This window comes from Corynebacterium sp. H130 (assembly GCF_037572395.1).
Lineage (GTDB): Bacteria > Actinomycetota > Actinomycetes > Mycobacteriales > Mycobacteriaceae > Corynebacterium.
The window spans coordinates 364,575-381,633 of the sequence record NZ_JBBHLA010000001.1 but is presented as its reverse complement, the minus strand read 5'-3'; the positions used below and the strand labels follow the sequence as shown (position 1 = coordinate 381,633).

The 17,059-nt window shown below is 58.2% G+C and carries 15 protein-coding genes; 11 read left to right on the top strand and 4 right to left on the bottom strand.

Features of this window, described 5'->3' with window-relative positions; genetic code table 11:
* The first annotated feature begins 39 nt into the window (after positions 1-39).
* Genes rlmN through WG939_RS01830 form a run of 3 tightly spaced genes read left to right on the top strand, consistent with a single transcriptional unit; the run spans position 40 to position 3,469 of the window.
* Positions 40-1,134: a 23S rRNA (adenine(2503)-C(2))-methyltransferase RlmN gene (rlmN, locus tag WG939_RS01840; RefSeq protein WP_339981860.1), complete on the top strand. Its 1,095-nt coding sequence runs from the start codon at positions 40-42 to the stop codon at positions 1,132-1,134.
* A gap of 21 nt (positions 1,135-1,155) precedes the next feature.
* Positions 1,156-1,917 (top strand): ABC transporter ATP-binding protein, encoded by a 762-nt coding sequence (locus tag WG939_RS01835; RefSeq protein ID WP_339981859.1) that lies wholly within the window; start codon positions 1,156-1,158, stop codon positions 1,915-1,917.
* On the top strand, positions 1,910-3,469 hold the full coding sequence (locus WG939_RS01830) for a hypothetical protein (protein WP_339981858.1): 1,560 nt from the start codon (positions 1,910-1,912) through the stop codon (positions 3,467-3,469). Before WG939_RS01835 ends, WG939_RS01830 begins: the two co-directional genes overlap by 8 nt.
* A gap of 265 nt (positions 3,470-3,734) precedes the next feature.
* Here WG939_RS01830 and WG939_RS01825 read toward each other — a convergent pair whose 3' ends face one another.
* Positions 3,735-4,148 carry a DUF2631 domain-containing protein gene (locus tag WG939_RS01825; protein WP_339981857.1) on the bottom strand — a complete coding sequence of 138 codons (414 nt, stop codon included), beginning with the start codon at positions 4,146-4,148 and terminating at the stop codon, positions 3,735-3,737.
* Between the two features lie 144 nt (positions 4,149-4,292).
* Between WG939_RS01825 and dxr the strand changes: the two genes are divergently transcribed.
* The 3 genes from dxr (at position 4,293) to ispG (ending at position 7,970) form a co-directional block, all read left to right on the top strand.
* Positions 4,293-5,447, top strand: a complete 1,155-nt coding sequence (dxr, locus tag WG939_RS01820) for a 1-deoxy-D-xylulose-5-phosphate reductoisomerase (protein WP_339981856.1) — start codon at positions 4,293-4,295, stop codon at positions 5,445-5,447.
* A 20-nt stretch (positions 5,448-5,467) separates the two neighbouring features.
* Positions 5,468-6,652, top strand: coding sequence for a M50 family metallopeptidase (locus WG939_RS01815; RefSeq protein ID WP_339981855.1), 1,185 nt, complete (start codon positions 5,468-5,470; stop codon positions 6,650-6,652).
* Between the two features lie 157 nt (positions 6,653-6,809).
* The gene (ispG, locus tag WG939_RS01810) at positions 6,810-7,970 is read left to right on the top strand and encodes a flavodoxin-dependent (E)-4-hydroxy-3-methylbut-2-enyl-diphosphate synthase (RefSeq protein ID WP_339981854.1); all 1,161 of its coding nucleotides are present in this window, start codon (positions 6,810-6,812) and stop codon (positions 7,968-7,970) included.
* On the opposite strand, the gene WG939_RS01805 is transcribed toward ispG, so the two are convergent.
* Together WG939_RS01805 and WG939_RS01800 are read right to left on the bottom strand one after the other, a co-directional pair.
* Positions 7,960-8,649: an ABC transporter ATP-binding protein gene (locus WG939_RS01805; RefSeq protein ID WP_339981852.1), complete on the bottom strand. Its 690-nt coding sequence runs from the start codon at positions 8,647-8,649 to the stop codon at positions 7,960-7,962. The genes ispG and WG939_RS01805 overlap by 11 nt on opposite strands.
* Before the next feature lie 8 nt (positions 8,650-8,657).
* On the bottom strand, positions 8,658-9,602 hold the full coding sequence (locus WG939_RS01800; protein ID WP_339981851.1) for an ABC transporter permease: 945 nt from the start codon (positions 9,600-9,602) through the stop codon (positions 8,658-8,660).
* Between the two features lie 134 nt (positions 9,603-9,736).
* Between WG939_RS01800 and WG939_RS01795 the strand changes: the two genes are divergently transcribed.
* The 5 genes from WG939_RS01795 to WG939_RS01775 are packed head-to-tail and all read left to right on the top strand — an operon-like array spanning position 9,737 to position 15,723.
* Positions 9,737-10,882 carry a sensor histidine kinase gene (locus WG939_RS01795; RefSeq protein ID WP_339981849.1) on the top strand — a complete coding sequence of 382 codons (1,146 nt, stop codon included), beginning with the start codon at positions 9,737-9,739 and terminating at the stop codon, positions 10,880-10,882.
* Positions 10,879-11,517, top strand: a complete 639-nt coding sequence (locus WG939_RS01790) for a response regulator transcription factor (protein WP_339981847.1) — start codon at positions 10,879-10,881, stop codon at positions 11,515-11,517. Before WG939_RS01795 ends, WG939_RS01790 begins: the two co-directional genes overlap by 4 nt.
* Positions 11,518-11,573: 56 nt before the next feature.
* Positions 11,574-13,394, top strand: a complete 1,821-nt coding sequence (locus tag WG939_RS01785; protein ID WP_339981845.1) for a penicillin-binding transpeptidase domain-containing protein — start codon at positions 11,574-11,576, stop codon at positions 13,392-13,394.
* 28 nt (positions 13,395-13,422) lie between these two features.
* Positions 13,423-14,295, top strand: a complete 873-nt coding sequence (gene map / locus WG939_RS01780) for a type I methionyl aminopeptidase (RefSeq protein ID WP_339981843.1) — start codon at positions 13,423-13,425, stop codon at positions 14,293-14,295.
* Positions 14,296-15,723, top strand: a complete 1,428-nt coding sequence (locus WG939_RS01775; protein WP_339981840.1) for a cobyric acid synthase — start codon at positions 14,296-14,298, stop codon at positions 15,721-15,723.
* Here WG939_RS01775 and mtr read toward each other — a convergent pair.
* Positions 15,703-17,055, bottom strand: a complete 1,353-nt coding sequence (gene mtr / locus WG939_RS01770) for a mycothione reductase (protein ID WP_339981838.1) — start codon at positions 17,053-17,055, stop codon at positions 15,703-15,705. The genes WG939_RS01775 and mtr overlap by 21 nt on opposite strands.
* Positions 17,056-17,059: the final 4 nt, after the last annotated feature.

The following is a 17,059-nucleotide window of genomic DNA, read 5'->3' as shown; positions in this document are numbered from 1 at the left end:
TTGGGATAGCGCCAATTACATGGAAAGATGGAGTGCACTATGGCTGAAGTACCTCTCGTTTTTGAAGCCCCTAAGCGTGGCATGCCCCAAAAGCACTTCGCGGATTACACCGAGGAAGAGCGCATCGACATTCTCAAGGAGTTGGGGCTGCCGAAATTCCGCGCTAACCAGCTCGCGAAGCACTACTACGAGCGGTTGGAAGCCGATCCCCGCACCATGACGGACCTCCCCGCTGCCGCGCGTGACAAGGTCAAGGAAGCCCTTTTCCCAACCCTTATGACGCCGGTGCGCACCATTTCCACCGACGAGGGTGAAACGACTAAAACTCTGTGGCGCCTCCATGACGGCACCCTCCTCGAATCCGTTCTCATGCGCTACAAAGACCGCGCAACCCTCTGTATCTCCTCCCAGGCTGGTTGCGGCATGGCGTGCCCGTTCTGTGCCACCGGCCAGGGCGGCATCGACCGCAACTTGTCGACGGGCGAGATCGTCGACCAGGTCCGCGCAGCAGCCGCCACCATGGCTTCCGAGGGCTCCCGCCTGTCCAACATCGTGTTCATGGGCATGGGCGAACCTCTGGCGAACTACAAGCGCGTCATGAGTGCTGTCCGCCAGATCACCTCGCCAGCCCCGCACGGCTTTGGTATTTCGCAGCGCAACGTCGTCGTGTCCACCGTCGGTATCGCCCCAGCTATTCGACGCTTCGCCGACGAAGGATTCTCCGTCACCCTCGCAGTCTCCCTGCACACGCCTGACGACGAGCTTCGCGACACCCTCGTGCCCGTCAACAACCGCTGGTCCATATCCGAAGTTCTCGACGCCGCAAAGTACTACGCAGACAAGTCTGGCCGTCGCGTTTCCATTGAGTACGCACTCATCCGCGACATCAACGACCAGGGCTGGCGTGCGGACATGCTCGGCAAGAAACTGCACAAGGCGCTCGGACCACTGGTGCACGTCAACCTGATTCCACTTAACCCGACCCCAGGATCCAAGTGGGACGCCTCGCCTAAGGAACGACAGGACGAGTTTGTCCGCCGCGTCATTGCACAGGGAGTCACCTGCACCGTTCGTGATACCCGAGGCCAGGAGATCGCTGCAGCGTGTGGCCAGTTGGCGGCGGAGGAGCGATAAATTCAGTTAGCATGAAAAGCTATGGGTGAAATAGCTTTTCAATTGGCGAATTTGACTAAGCACTACGGCTCCAAAGTCGCGGTGGACAACGTCTCCCTTGACGTGCCTCGAGGCAGCATTTATGGCCTCGTTGGTCCAAACGGCTGTGGCAAGACCACAATGCTCACAATGGCAACCGGTCTGCAGCGCCCTGACCATGGGACGGCCTACATCGGTGATATCAACATCTGGGAGCATCCCCTGGAAGCCAAGCGCCAGTTTGGGTTACTCGCCGATGGGATGCCAGTCTTCGATCGACTCACCGGCGCAGAATTCCTGGAGTATGTGGGCGCGCTGCGAGAGTTGACACCGGAGGTCGTCGAAAAGCGCGCGACGGAATTGCTGGCGGCGCTGGGCCTGACTGAAGCGGCGGGGAAGCAGATCGTCGACTATTCCGCAGGTATGACCAAGAAGATCCTATTGGCGTCGGCGCTGCTGCACAGTCCAAAAGTCGTCATTCTGGATGAGCCACTCGAGGCAGTGGATCCGGCGTCGGGGCAGGTTATCCAGGAGATTTTGCGTCGTTATGTGTCCGGGGGTGGCACGGTACTTCTGTCTTCGCACAGCATGGAGCTAGTGGAAGGCCTCTGCGACCATGTGGCGGTCATGAAAGATGGTCGCATTGTCGCCAACGGCACTGTGGACGAAGTGCGTGCGGGTGGTAGCCTGACAGATCGGTTCGTTCAACTAGTTGGTGGCGCCGCGTTGTCCGCGGATAGCTTGGGGTGGCTGCACATTGACTAGACCATTACTCAGACTTCAACGAGCCCTCTGGCGACGCTCCATCGGCGCGAATTCCCGCCTAATTCTCATGATCGTGGTGGTGTACTTGTATGCCCTGGGCGCAGCGCTCTCCCTGTTCGCTGTTGCTTGGGGCCCGCTTGCCGACGCCCAGGCAACTGTCCTCCCGGCACTGTGCGGTATCGGCGTACTCACGTATCTGCTGGTTTCCGCGTTCATGCCTGATGGCGAGAACCAACTGCAACCAGAGACGCTTTCTGCCTTGCCGATTTCTAGTCGGACTCTCTTTAAGGCGCATGCCGTGGTGGCGGTGCTCAATAGCCGTGGATTACTAGTCCTCTTGCTCACGACCATCACCGGAGTTGTCGCCGCATTGACCCTGGGCTTCTCGTGGGCACTCATTCCCATGATGTTCCTCCAGTTGGTCACGACCTTGGTGATGGGGGAGACATGGACCTGTCTGCTCGCTCGCCAAACGGACCGGAAAGTGGAAGAGCGACGACGAACGTTGGCGTCAGTCGCAGGTGTGGTTATCGTGCTTGGTATCAACGTGCTCAATGGCATGTCAGCGCACCTGACGAAGCCCCTCTTTGAGCTCGGTGCGGTGCTGGCTTGGACTCCTTTTGCCGCACCTTCAGGTGTGATCGCCTCGCTGATAGCTGGGAACTGGTGGGCGGCTCTCGGACAGTTCGTGATCACAGTGGTGAGCCTTATTGGTTTGACCTGGATGTGGTATCGCACCTTGAGTAACCGCCTGGTGGCGCCACTGAATTCCCGCGTCGTGCGAGAGACTGCGAAGGTCAGCAGCAGTCTGCTAGTACCGCTGGCTCCACGGAATCGCTTCGGTATTGTGTACTCGCGAGCGCTTCGCTATTTCCGTCGGGATACCCGGCTGGGCCCGCAGCTTTTCATGTTGCCTATTGTTGCCGTCCTCTTCGGGTATCAGGGGGTGATGTTCGGCAATTGGTATGCAGGGGCAGTGACCATGGCGTTCTTGGTGGCGACGGTTGTAGCGAACGACTTCGGTTATGACGGCCCGGCCAATTGGGTCCACTTAGTTACCGCGGTTCCGGCGAAGACGTTGGTATTTGGGCGGCATTTGGCCATGATCACACCACACATCATCACGCTGATGCTGTACTGCATTGTGATGATCGCCTTGACCCCGAACAAGCTGCATGCCGTTGTCACTACCGTGGTAGCGCTCGCGTTGTTTGCTACCGGAGCGGCGGTGGGCATGCTGTTCTCTGTCCACAACCCATTCCCAGTGGCAGAGCCGGGAACGAACCCGTGGCAGGATCGTTCCGGGTATTCCTCGGCTGCATTCGTCTCAGCATTCGGAGCACTGCTTGGCTGCTGGATTCCGCTGCTCCCAGGATTAGTGGTGATCGTGTATGGCGCAATCACACACAGTAGCTCTTACCTTGTGGCAGGCGCCGGAATATGCGCGCTGGTTGCAGCTATTGCCTACTACATGGTCTCCCGCCACTGCATTAAGTACGTTGATGAGCACTACCCAGAGATTTTCTACAAGGTCCGGGCCTGGTGTAAATAGAGCTCCTTCTCCCTGACTGGCTGTTGCAAAGAGAAAGCTGCCCGCCTGATCGACAGGTGTTGACTTTGACGAGACTGTTTTGACGAAGATCTGAGGTTACCGTTTCGCCCCAGCTAAGCTATCCAGCGATCCTCGTCAAATCGACTTCGCCAAAGACCGAAAATAGAACGGCAAACACCCCTAGAAACCCGCCGGACCCCTGCATAATTGCCGAAACAAAAATCCCCCCGGCTGAAAGCCAAGGGGATGAAAACTCGGAGCGAAATTAGCGCAGTTCGCCCTTCACGGTGGAAGGATCGACGTTGAGTGCGCGGAGCTGCTTCTCGGACAGGTTTGCGTAGTTACCGGTGAGGGAAAGCTGCTCGTAGGTCCAGTGTGGCTCCTCGTGGCCAACTGGCTTGTTGTGAGCGGTCACGGTGCGTACCTGGGACAGCTTTGGCTGGAACAGCTGAATGAGCAGGCCGATAGCGATGAGAGCTGCGATAGCGCAGAGCCAGATGGTCTCTACGTGGCCACGGTGGTTACCGAAGTTCATGCCAAGCAGGAAAGCGACGGAGATCCAGCCAGCAATCTGGATTGGGCCTCGGCCGATGTTGTGCCAGCCCCAGGCAGCCGAAGGCTCGTCGAGGGTAGACACGCCGTTGTGAACCTCAGGCTCAATCGTGTGAGAACCAGCCACGTTATAGCTCCTTCAAGTAAAGAAAAGTTATGTCCCTAATATCTTTGCATAGTGTAGTGCCCTTGGCACATATTCCGTACACCGGCCCCGTCGCATTGGAATGGGGGTACACCCAAAAGTGGTGGGAGCTGCCATAATAGGGGAGTGAAAAAGCGCATTCTGATTCTCGGCAGTACTGGCTCCATTGGCACTCAGGCGTTGGAGGTGATTGCTGACAACCCGGACAAGTTTGAGGTCGTTGGTATCGCTGCCGGAGGTTCGCAGCCGAAAGTTGTGATTGAGCAGGCGCGCACGCTGGGGCTGAATGCGGGGCAGGTGTGCGTCGCAAAGCCTGAGGCTGCCGCCAAGGTGGGGGAGGCGCTTGGGGGTGCGGTCCTGACCCATGCACACGAGCTTGTCGACGCCACAGACGCCGACACTGTACTTAACGCCCTTGTCGGGTCGATGGGTCTTCGTTCCACGGTGGCAACCCTTGAGAAGGGCGCGACGCTCGCTCTGGCGAACAAGGAGTCCTTGGTCGCTGGCGGGCACATCGTGCTGGAGAAGGCCAAGCCGGGGCAGCTGGTGCCTGTGGATTCGGAGCACTCGGCGATGGCGCAGTGCTTAATGTCGGGCGCTCGCTCCGAGGTTGCTCGATTCGTTCTCACTGCCTCGGGCGGTCCGTTCCGTGGCTGGACGCGCGAACAAATGTGGGAGGTGACTCCTGAGCAGGCTGCAAAGCATCCGACGTGGTCAATGGGGCAGATGAACACGTTGAATTCTGCGACTTTGATCAACAAAGGCCTGGAACTGATTGAGGCCAGCTTGCTGTTCGGGGTCGATCCTGACTTGATTGACGTCACGGTTCACCCGCAGTCGATCATCCACTCGATGGTGACGTTCCATGATGGTGCGACGATCGCACAGGCTTCGCCACCATCGATGAAGCTTCCAATTTCTATGGCCCTTGATTGGCCGCACCGCGTGGCGAAGGCCCAGCCGGCCCTGGACTTCAGTCAATCTCATGAGTGGACTTTTGAACCAGTGGATAATCAGGCGTTCCCGGCAGTGCAGCTCGCACGAGACTCTGCACGGGCAGGCGGAACCACTCCGGCTGTGTACAACGCCGCGAACGAGGAAGCCGCTGAAGCATTCTTACAGGGGCGGATCAAGTTCCCGCAGATCGTCGATACGGTGGCCGAGGTGCTAAGTTCGGCAAACGAGTTCGCCGGTGTACCGTCGAACGTCGATGATGTCATTGAGGTGGAAACCGAGGCTCGTCGCCGGGCCAACGACATCGTGGACCGGATTTCGAACTAACGCTGGGGAGTTAAACAACAGTGGGCTATTTCGCAGGCGTATTCCTCTTCGCCTTGGGCATTGCGCTGACCATCGGCCTACACGAATGGGGCCACTACAGCGTGGCGCGAGCGTGCGGCATGCGCGTGCGGCGCTTCTTCATCGGCTTCGGGCCAACCGTGTTCCAGTACACGCGCGGGCACACGACGTACGGATTTAAAGCCGTGCCCCTTGGCGGGTTTTGTGACATCGCCGGCATGACCGCCATCGACGAAGTCACCCCAGAAGAAAAGCCTTACGCGATGGTGGACAAACCCTGGTGGGCGCGCGTAGCGACGCTCCTCGGCGGCGTCACCATGAACATGCTCATCGGCCTGATTGTGCTTTACATCGTGGCCGTTGGAAGTGGTCTGCCTAATCCCAAGGCGGACTTCACCGCAACCGTTGCGGAAACCAGCTGTGTCACCCCAGACTGCACGGATTCCGGCCCGGCAGCGGATGCGGGAATCAAGCCTGGTGACCGGATTCTCGCCATCAACGGTGAAGAGATGGCGCACTTCATGGACATGCGTGACTGGGTGATGAAGCACCCCGGCGAAACAGCCACTTTCCTCATCGAGCGAGACGGTCAACGCCTGGACATCCCAATCGCAATTCCTGCGGTTGAGCGCCCACTCCAAGATGGCACTACCGCCACCGTGGGCGCCATCGGCGTGGTGAATAAGTACCCCGACGATGCCATCAAGCAATACGGCCTTATCGACGCCATTCCGGCCACCTTCTCCTTCACTGGCGACATGCTCGGCGCAACAGTTCAGGGCCTGGTAGCCATGCCAGCGCAAATCCCTGGCGTTCTGGCCTCGATCTTTGGAGCGGAACGAGCTGAGACTTCGCCAATGAGCGTTGTCGGAGCCTCTCGCGTCGGAGGCGAAATGGTCGAACGTGCGCAATGGGCTACGTTCCTGATGATGCTCGCCAGCCTTAACTTCTTCCTCGCCCTGTTTAACTTGATCCCGTTGCCACCTCTGGATGGAGGTCACATCGCTGTCGTGCTGTGGGAGAAGCTTCGTGACTGGGTCCGTGGTCTCCGCGGATTGGCGCCAGCTGGGCCAGCCGACTACACCAAGCTCATGCCACTGACCTATGCGATGTCCGCAGCTTTGCTGGTGCTCGGTGCGATTGTGATTGTGGCGGACATCGTCAATCCAATTCGACTTTTCGGCTAGGGGGAAATCTTTCCCGTCCTTGAACCGGTTTTCTGGCAAAACCCCAGGAGAGCGTGTCCAAATACGGGAAAGATTTCGGTACCGCCGGTGCGCAGCTGGGTTGGGGCTGGTGGTAAAGTGGTGGCTACTTTCGATCGTCTTCAAAGGAGCACGAACTGTGTCTAACCCAATCGGCCTCGGAATTCCTGATGCGCCACTGCCAACTCTTGCGCCACGTCGTAAGACGCGCCAGCTGATGGTCGGAAAGGTGGGCGTCGGTTCTGATTACCCGATTTCGGTGCAGTCGATGACCACCACCAAGACACACGACGTGAATGCGACGCTGCAGCAGATCGCGCAGCTCACCGCTACCGGCTGCGACATCGTTCGTGTTGCTTGTCCAAAGACGGTAGACGCGGAGGCTCTGCCGATCATCGCTAAGAAGTCTCCGATCCCAGTGATCGCCGATATTCACTTCCAGCCGAAGTACATTTTCGCTGCCATTGACGCCGGTTGCGCCGCTGTTCGCGTGAACCCAGGCAACATCAAGGAGTTCGATGGTCGTGTGAAGGAAGTGGCCAAGGCCGCTGGCGATGCGGGCATCCCAATCCGCATTGGTGTGAACGCCGGTTCCCTGGACAAGCGGATCATGGACAAGTACGGCAAGGCCACTCCGGAGGCTCTTGTGGAGTCTGCACTGTGGGAAGCAGGCCTGTTCGAGGAGCACGGCTTCGGTGACATTGCTATTTCCGTTAAGCACAACGACCCAGTGGTCATGGTGGAGGCGTACCGCCAGCTTGCTGCAAAGTCGGATTACCCGCTCCACCTGGGTGTGACTGAGGCCGGCCCGGCTTTCCAGGGCACCATCAAGTCTTCCGTAGCCTTCGGCGCGCTGTTGGCAGAGGGCATCGGCGACACCATCCGTGTGTCTCTCTCCGCTGATCCGAAGGAAGAGATCAAGGTCGGCGACCAGATTTTGCAGTCGCTGAATCTGCGCCCACGCAAGCTCGAAATTGTGTCCTGCCCATCCTGTGGCCGTGCCCAGGTGGACGTCTACAAGCTCGCTGAGGAGGTTTCCGCTGGCCTGGAGGGCATGGAGATCCCGCTGCGCGTCGCTGTCATGGGCTGCGTGGTCAATGGCCCTGGTGAGGCCCGTGACGCAGACCTGGGTGTTGCTTCCGGCAACGGCAAGGGCCAGATTTTTGTCAAGGGTGAGGTCATCAAGACCGTTCCTGAATCTCAGATCGTGCAGACCCTCATCGAAGAAGCGATGAAGATCGCCGAGACCATGGAAGATACCACGGTCACCGGCGCTCCAACGGTGTCGATCACACGCTAGCTTCGACCTGAACTCGGCCGTCCACGATGCGAATCGTGCGGTCGAGTTTTTCCATTTGGGCAGGATCGTGCGTGACGTAAAGGGCGGTGAGCTGCTCCTCGTGCACAAGATCCGTAATCAGGTCCGTGATCTGCGCAGCACTGCGTGAATCAAGCGCTGCCGTCGGCTCATCAATGAGCAGCAGCTCGGGAGAATTCATCAGAGCACGGGCAATATTTACTCGAGCTTGCTGGCCACCAGATAGTTCACCCACCTTGCGGGTTTCGAGCCCTCCCAGACCGACGTCGGCAAGCAACGTGCGTGCCTTATCGACGCCAGTGCGGCGCCCCACCCACAGGCGCCCGAGCCTCGGCATGATCAAGAGCTGCTCGAGGACGGTGAGCGAAGGGATGAGGTTGGGCCGTTGGAAGACGATGCCGATTTTTTCACGGCGAAGTCGTGCTGCAGTGCGGCCGGTGACGGAAAGGTTAGTGTCGCCGAGCCAGACGCCTCCGCTGGTGGCGGGCTGCAGACAGCCGGCGATCGCTAGAATCGTGGACTTACCAGAGCCAGAGGGGCCAGTGATGCCGAGGACTTCGCCGGGCTGGGCCGTGAACGAGATGTCGGTGAGGAGTGGACGGGTGGAAGCTCCGTCCTTGATGTCGAGGCTGATGTGGGAAAAGTGCAGTTCGTGTGCCATGGGAGTCCTTAGAATTGGGCGAGTGCGGAGCGGGGTTCGACCCGCATGACTGGGATGAGGGAGAAGGCCGCGCCGACGAGTCCGCAAGCCAGCAGGATAAGCGCGGGAAGCGCCGTCGTGTTCCAGCTCAGCTCCACCGGCATCGCTGCAGGTGCGAAGGAGGCGACGAGGATCGTCAATAAAGTACCGGCGCCGATGCCGACGGCGAGGACGATAAGCGCCTGCGAAAGTGCATCAGCAAGCACAACCTTTCGCGCCGATCCCAGGGCGAGCGAAACTGCGACCGAGCCTAATCGTTGAATGGTCCACACCGTGAAGAAGGCGCCGACTACGAGGGCGGAAATAGCGAACAACAATGTGGTCATCGTCGTGAGCGAGAGGTTTTCACCAACGTAACTCGCCGAGACTTTGAAGATGTCCTTGCCGGTGAGCATCTTGGTCCCAGGTGGAGGGGCGACCGGAGAGTCCGCGAGGACGGCAACGGGTGGTTCGCCCATGCTTTCCAGCAAGGCCGGTGACGCAGTGACGACAGGGGTGTGATCGAGCCAGAGATCCTGCGTGCCCGTGACGATAAGCGTTTGGCCACGAAGCTGAACGTCCTGCGACAAAGTGCTATTGACCTTGACTTCGGTGCCGTGGAGGGCGGGGTCAGACAAGTAGACAACAGGCTTGTTGTCGACGCGATCACGCACGAGATAGAGCGCAGTTCCGCCGACCTCGCCCGCAAGGGATGGGGATACGCGGGAGGCAGAAAGGGTAGTGGACCCGTCGTCAGCTACGATCAGCCCTTGTTTGTCTTCGCTGAGGTAGTCCAGTGCAGAAATGGACTGATGAGAAAGTCCCGCAGTGAGTGCCGAGAGAAAGCTGACCAGGACAGCGATAAGTCCGATGGTCACGGTGATCAGCGCTGCCCGGCCGGGCGCGCGACGAAGTTCTTTGATTCCTTGAAACATAGCTTCAAGTCTTCCGGCCCGAAGGGCCCAGCACATCGGGGATCGGAATGGACTTCAGTTGCGACTTTAGTAGGAGAAAAACTCCGACCTCCTGTTGTTCTCGCTGGTTGCAAACGAGCACTAGGCTTGAGTTCATGTCTGCTAAGCCCACAAACCCGCATCTCATCCACTCAGCCTGGCGCTGGTTGCATGGCCTGATGTTTGGGTTGGTGGGAGTTCTCATTGTGCTGGCCGTGGTGAGGTCCCCGGCTTCGTGGCCGGCCGCGCTTGCTTTCACTTTGGCGCTCGTGGGCTGGGAATATTGCCGGATCAAAGCTATCCCCGCACCAACTTTCTTGTTGCTTCTCGCAGCATTTTCTTGGTTCCTGTGGAGCACCGAAGACGCCGCATTCTTGGCATTTCCGCTGTTTTTTGCGCTTACGCACGCGCATGGGGGTTGGCGCGCTGTAGGCGAAGTCGGAGCACTGACTGCAGTGACGGTGTGCTTGCTGGGGCGCTTCACTGGTTTCGCCCTCGGTGCGAGCATTGGGCCGGTTATCGGCGCGCTCGTGGCTTTGGCTGTCGGCCTTGGTTTCCGTCTTCTTATCAGCGAATCCGAGGCACGCGCGATGGCGATTGAGGAGCTTATCGACGCCAAAGCCCGCGCGACTGCCATGGCCCGCGAAGCAGGGGAGACTAACGAACGAGCCCGACTGGCCGGTGAAATTCACGACACCGTTGCCCAAGGCCTTTCCTCGATTCAACTGCTGTTGCATTCAGCAGAGCGTCGGGCGAATGACCTCGGTGATGAACAACTGTATGAAACACTGCAGCTCGCTCGCACAACCGCAGCTGAGAACCTGCAGGAAACCCGACGCATCATTACGGCTTTGCAACCAGCCCCGTTGGCAGACACCACCCTTCCTGTAGCCCTCGCCCGCGTCTGTTCCACCACGCCACTCGGCAATGCGATCACCTTTGATATCGATGGTGACACCACAGATCTGACACCTGAACAGGAGGCCGTCCTCCTTCGCGTGACGCAAACCCTGGTGGCCAATGTTGTCAGCCATTCCCAGGCTACGAAAGCCCACGTCACGCTCACGTATCAGCCTGATGCAGTGATTGTCGATGTCGTCGATAATGGCGTCGGCTTTGATCCCGAGACTATCCGTCCTGGATCATTTGGCTTAGGAGTGGCCCGGCGACGACTTGCCGCATTAGGCGGGGAGTTAACCATTGAATCCAGCCCCGGCACTGGTACCGGGGTGAGGGCACGAGTCCCGATGGGAGAAAAATGATTTCACTTTTGCTTGCCGACGACCATCCCGTCATTCGGGCAGGCCTGCGCGCCGTGCTGGAATCCGCAACCGACATTAGCGTCGTGGGGGAAGTTGCATCTGCCGAGGCAGCGATTGACTTCGTGACAGTACATCCGGAAGTTGACGTGGTGCTGATGGATTTGCGTTTCGGTGATAGCCCTAGTGATCAGCGGGAATCCGGAGGAGTCGTGGCGACTCGGGCGATCCGCAGTATGCCGCGTGGACCACAGGTCTTGGTCGTGACCAACTATTCGACCGACGCTGATGTGATTGGCGCGGTCTCTGCTGGCGCAGTCGGGTACTTGCTGAAAGATGCAGATCCGGAAGATCTCATTGCGGGCGTGCGCAAAGCCGCGCGAGGTGAGTCAGTGCTGTCGACAAAAGTAGCCACAAAGCTGATGGGGCGCGTGGCGAACCCGAGCGTTCGGCTCACCAATCGAGAGCTTGAAGTGCTGCGATTGGTGGGAGAGGGCATGTCGAATAAGGACATTGCTAAGACGCTGTTCTTGACCGAGGCAACGATCAAATCGCACCTAGGCAATGCCTTCACCAAACTTGGGGTCACCTCCCGTACGGCAGCAGTTGCGCAAGCGAAGAAACAGGGGATCTTGTAGCCCACGCCGGAAAAGATCCCCAGCCTGGGCGGTTGATCCTGTTAGGGTCAACAAGCATGAAGGCTTTTCCCACCGTTGCTGCAGTGACCATTCTTGCTACTGTCGCAGCCTCATCCTGCACTCCGAAGCCAGAGATCGCGGACCCAACGGTGAAGGAATTTGCCAAGGCGATGGAGGCTGGAGACGTCGACAAGGCGGCGTCGCTTACTGATAACCCAGATCAGGCCAAGGACCTGATCGGCAAGTCGATCAGTGGCATGCAAGCGGAGGGGCTTTCAGCAAAAGTCACCTCGGTGAGCAATCAGGAGACACTGGCGACAGCAAACCTGCACATGGATTGGCAGCTGCCAAGGGATCGAGAGTTTGCCTACGACTCCTCGGTGACACTCACCAAGGTTAAGGGCGAGTGGAAGGTCCGTTTCTTGCCAACCATCATTCACCCAACGCTGGGAAACAACCAGCATTTGGAGCTGCGTCCGATTCAGGCGAATAAGTCGCGGGTGGTGAGCGCGGATGGCGCTGACGTGTTGCAACCTGGCACGGTGTACCGAGTGCTGATTAATGCCAGCGAATCACAGAACGTTGCTGCTGCAGCAGCGCGCGTAGCCACCTCGATTAATGGCAATCGCGGACAAAACCCTTCGATTCCAGAAATCAATACTGCTGATCTGTCGCGAAAACTTGCTGATCACCAGGGCAATTATTCTGTAGCAGTGGTGGGTGGCCCTGAAGGTAAGGCGATCGCTGACGAGCTGCGTGGCGTACCCGGAGTTTTGATCAACGAGGAAGCCGCAATGGTCCGCAGCGACCCCTCCTTTGCACCTGAAATCATGTCCAGAGTGGAAAAGATCGTCGCTGACGAGTTGGAAGGCGCGAACGGATGGCAAATTGCCGTCGTGAACCAGAACGGCGCCGCCCTGGAGTCTTTGGAGCGCCATGAGCCGCAGCTAGCGCCTGCTGTTCGCGTCAGCCTGGATCACAAGATCCAACAGGCCGCGCAGAAAGCTGTCGATCTGCGAAAAGACAAGAAGACTATGCTTGTCGCCATCCGGCCTTCCACTGGAGAAATCTTGGCCGTAGCCCAGACGAGGGAAGCTGATAAGGATGGCGACCCAGCACTGATGGGTATGTATCCTCCCGGCTCGACATTCAAGATCATCACCGCATCAGCTGGAATGACGCACCAGGGAGTTACCCCAGGTTCCACCGTGCCTTGCCCAGGCACCATGGAAGTCGGTCCGCGTATCGTCACCAACTACAACAGCTTTTCCCGTGGCAACACCTCGTTGGATGACGCATTCGCGCAGTCCTGCAACACTACTTTTGCCGATATGTCCGCCAGGCTAGCTCCAGGCGAGCTTCAGAACATGGGCAAGAGCTTTGGCTTGGGCATCGATTACAAAATCCCAGGCTTGGACACTATTACTGGTTCCGTTCCCCATGGTGACGAATTCATGCAGCGAGTGGATGAGGGCTACGGTCAGGGCCTGGACCTTGCGAGCCCCTTCGGCATGGCACTCGTAGCAGCAACCGCGGCTGCAGGTAAGACACCCGTGCCGTACCTCATTTCAGGTCATGCCACCGAGGTCAGCGAGGAAGTTCCGGCGCCGGATCCCGCTGTCATCGAGAATCTGCGTGGCATGATGCGATCAGTGGTCACCTCCGGTACTGCGCGGGGTATGGGGCAAAAGGGCGGCGAAATCTACGCTAAGACTGGTGAAGCAGAATTCAATGGTGGCTCCCACGCCTGGTTCGCCGGATACCGAAGCGACGACATTGCATTCGCTACCCTCATCGTCGGCGGTGGTGGGTCTGAAACATCTGTAGCGGTCACCGACCACTTTTTCCGCACCATTGACGAGCCGTCTCATCCATAAGCAATAGTGAAGCGCTACCATGTTGTCCATGACACGAAGCGCAAAACTAACTCCAGGTAATCCCACCCCAATTCGGACCGTTCCGAAGCATATCGAGCGCCCGGAGTATGCGTGGAAAGACAGTGTGCAGGAAGCAATTGGCGAGCCACTGGTTCAAACCCCAGAGGTCATCGAAGCGATGCGCGAAGCATCCCGGATCGCAGCTAATGCGTTGGTCCTTGCAGGTCGCGCGGTACAACCAGGTGTGACCACGGATTACATCGACCAGGTAGCCCACGAGTACATGTGCGATATGGGCGCATACCCGTCCACCTTGGGATACCGTGGCTACACCAAGAGCTGCTGCGTCTCCCTCAATGAAATCGTTTGTCACGGCATTCCGGATTCGACTGTCATTCAGGAAGGTGACATCGTAAACATCGACGTCACTGCTTTCAAAAACGGTGTGCATGGCGATACGAATGCCACTTTCGGCGCAGGCGAGATTTCAGAAGAGCATGCGCTTCTCATCGAGCGCACCCGTGAGGCCACTATGCGCGGAATCAAGGCAGCCAAGCCGGGCCGTGAAGTGAACGTCATCGGCCGTGTGATCGAGTCCTACGCTAAGCGCTTTGACTACAACGTTGTACGCGATTTCACCGGCCATGGCGTGGGTCCAACCTTCCACAACGGACTCGTCGTCTTGCACTATGACTCCGATGCCTACACGGACCTGCTTGTGCCAGGCATGACGCTGACCATCGAGCCAATGATCAACCTGGGCGAGCTGCCTTATGACATTTGGGATGATGGCTGGACCGTACAGAACAAGGACGGCAAATTCACCGCCCAATTCGAGCACACCATCGTCATCACTGAAGACGGTAACGAAATTCTGACCCTTCCTGACGAAGACATCTAAATGGCAGCAGTCCTCATCGCTGGAACGACCTCGGATGCCGGCAAGTCTGTGGTGGTCGCAGGGCTTTGTCGCGCACTAGCTCGACGTGGAGTGAAGGTAGCCCCCTTCAAAGCTCAGAACATGTCGAATAACTCTGCTGTGTGTCCGGACGGTGGGGAAATCGGCAGGGCGCAGGCACTGCAGGCCCTTGCGTGTGGCCTTGAGCCCAGCGTGGATTTCAATCCTGTCCTGCTCAAACCGGGCTCCGATCGCACGTCCCAATTGGTTGTACGTGGCCAGGCTGTAGGCACTGTGAGCGCCCGAAACTACGTCGAGCACCGAACACATTTACGGCAAGTCTCGGCTGAGTGCCTGCGCGCTCTTGAAGAGGAATTTGACCTTGTCATCTGCGAAGGCGCAGGCTCACCTGCGGAAATCAATCTGCGTGAGACCGACGTTGCCAATTTCGGCCTAGCGCAGGAATGCGATCTTCCCGTCTATGTTGTCGGAGATATTGATCATGGTGGTGTGCTGGCGCATCTATACGGGACGTATTTCATTTCTTCTCCCGAAGACAGGGCGCGCATCAATGGCTTCGTGATCAACAAATTCCGTGGTGACCAAACCATCTTGGACCCGGGTCTGGTGCAGCTGGAGGAACTTACTGGCGTACCTACCGTCGCCGTTTTGCCATTCATCGATGGCCTCTGGATCGACGCGGAAGATTCGCTGCAGTCCGCAATCGGTTCCTCCGTTGGCCCGGCGTCAACTGCATTGGGATCGCAGCGTCTCAGGGTAGCAGCCGTGCGTTTGCCACGAATCTCCAACGCCACCGACGTCGAAGCGCTCGCGTGCGAACCTGGCGTGAGCGTAACCTGGTCCGTCGATCCCGATTACATCGCTGACGCCGACCTTGTCGTTCTTCCGGGTTCCAAGGCCACGCTCTCGGACCTTGCGTGGCTCCGCGAGAACGGAATCGCTGATGTGCTGCAAGAGCGCACGCTTCCAACCCTGGGAATCTGCGGTGGCTACCAAATGATGTGCACGCTTATCGACGACCCCGTCGAAGGCCACTCGGTTGAACGTGGCCTCGCCATCTTCGACGCGGACATCACGTTCGACCCGACCAAAACACTCATCAGGCATGACAATGGTGCTTACGAGGTACACCATGGCCAGGTAACCCGCTCCACAGAACAGCCGTGGATCGGTGATGAAGGAGCTGCTCGGGACTGCTTCCGAGGTACTCACAGACACGGCCAGTTGGAGGACGACGCATTCAGGAAGGACTTCCTGCGCTGGGTGGCCACGGAATCGGGCAAGACAGACTTCGTGGTGAGCGATGATGTGTCGTTTCGTGAGGAACGCCTGCGTCAACTAGACAAGATCGCAGACGTTCTCGAGGCGGCGTGGAATTTAGATATGCTGCTAGAACTCAAGTCCAAGTAGCGCGTTTTCAATCAGCTCGGGCAGAGCTGGGTGGATCCAGTACTGCTTGGTGGCGACGTCGCGGCAGTCAAGGTCAAAGGCCATGACAGTAATGAGCTGCTGAATCAGCGTCGATGCCTGTGGGCCAATAATATGTGCTCCCAGCAGCCGGCCGGTCGCCTTGTCAGCGATCAGCTTGGCAAAGTGGCCGGAATCCTCCATCGCCCAGCCATATGCCACGTCACTGTAGTTCTGGATCTTCACTGTCACGTCGTACTTCTCCCGTGCCTGAGCTTCCGTCAGACCAACATAGGCAATCTGCGGTGAGGAAAAGACTGCTGCTGGAACGAGATCGTGTGGCATGGGCTGGAGGTCTTCAGGGTGTGCAATATTGTGCTTGACTGCGCGCATCTCTGCGTTCGCCACGTGCTTGAGCAGATAAGGGCTGGATACGTCTCCAAGTGCCCACACACCGTCGGCGGTGGTGCGTCCAAATTCGTCGACCTTGATGGAACTGCCGTCCATGTCGATTCCGGCCTTCTCCAGGTCCATGAGGTCGCCATTCGGGGTGCGGCCGGTAGCTACGAGGAGCACATCGGTTTCTAGCGTAGAACCGTCACTGAGCTCGAGTTGCAGTCCATCAGTGGCGCCCATGACTTCGGTGTTATAGCGAACCTCCCACTGCGTTTCGGCAGCCTGAGCGAAGGCGGTGGCGATGTCGTCGTCAAGCCCGCGCAGCATGCGCTCGGAACGTACAAGCTGGGTTACCTTGACACCAAGAGCGGAGAAGACGTGGGCGAACTCGCAAGCGATGAATCCGGCACCGACGATGGTCATGTGCTGGGGGAGGGAAGGCATGCGCATGATGTCTTCGTTGGTGTAGAAACGGACACCCGAAGATTCGATGGCTGGTGGGATCGATGGGCGAGAGCCCGTGGCGATGATGATCGAGTCACCGGTGATCTCGGCATCGCCAACTTTGAGGGTTCGTGGGCCGACGAAGGTCGCGTGCTCGGCGTAGACATCGATGTTTGGCGTCTCAGGTCCACGTCGGTATGCCTCGCCACCAGCCGCAATCGGGTCGATTCTGCGATCAAAAACACGAGAAACGATGCTTGGCCAGTCGACGGACTCTAGGGTGCTGTTAATGCCGAACTTCGCAGAATCACCGATTTCACGTGCGATGTCCGCGGCATAGACGTACATCTTGGTTGGGATGCATCCGACATTGAGACAGGTGCCTCCGAAAACACCCTTCTCGACGATGGCGATGGACTTATCGTCAAACTCGGGCCCCGGAATGGAATTGCCCGAACCAGTGCCAATGATGATGATGTCGTAATGCTGTGCCATGTGT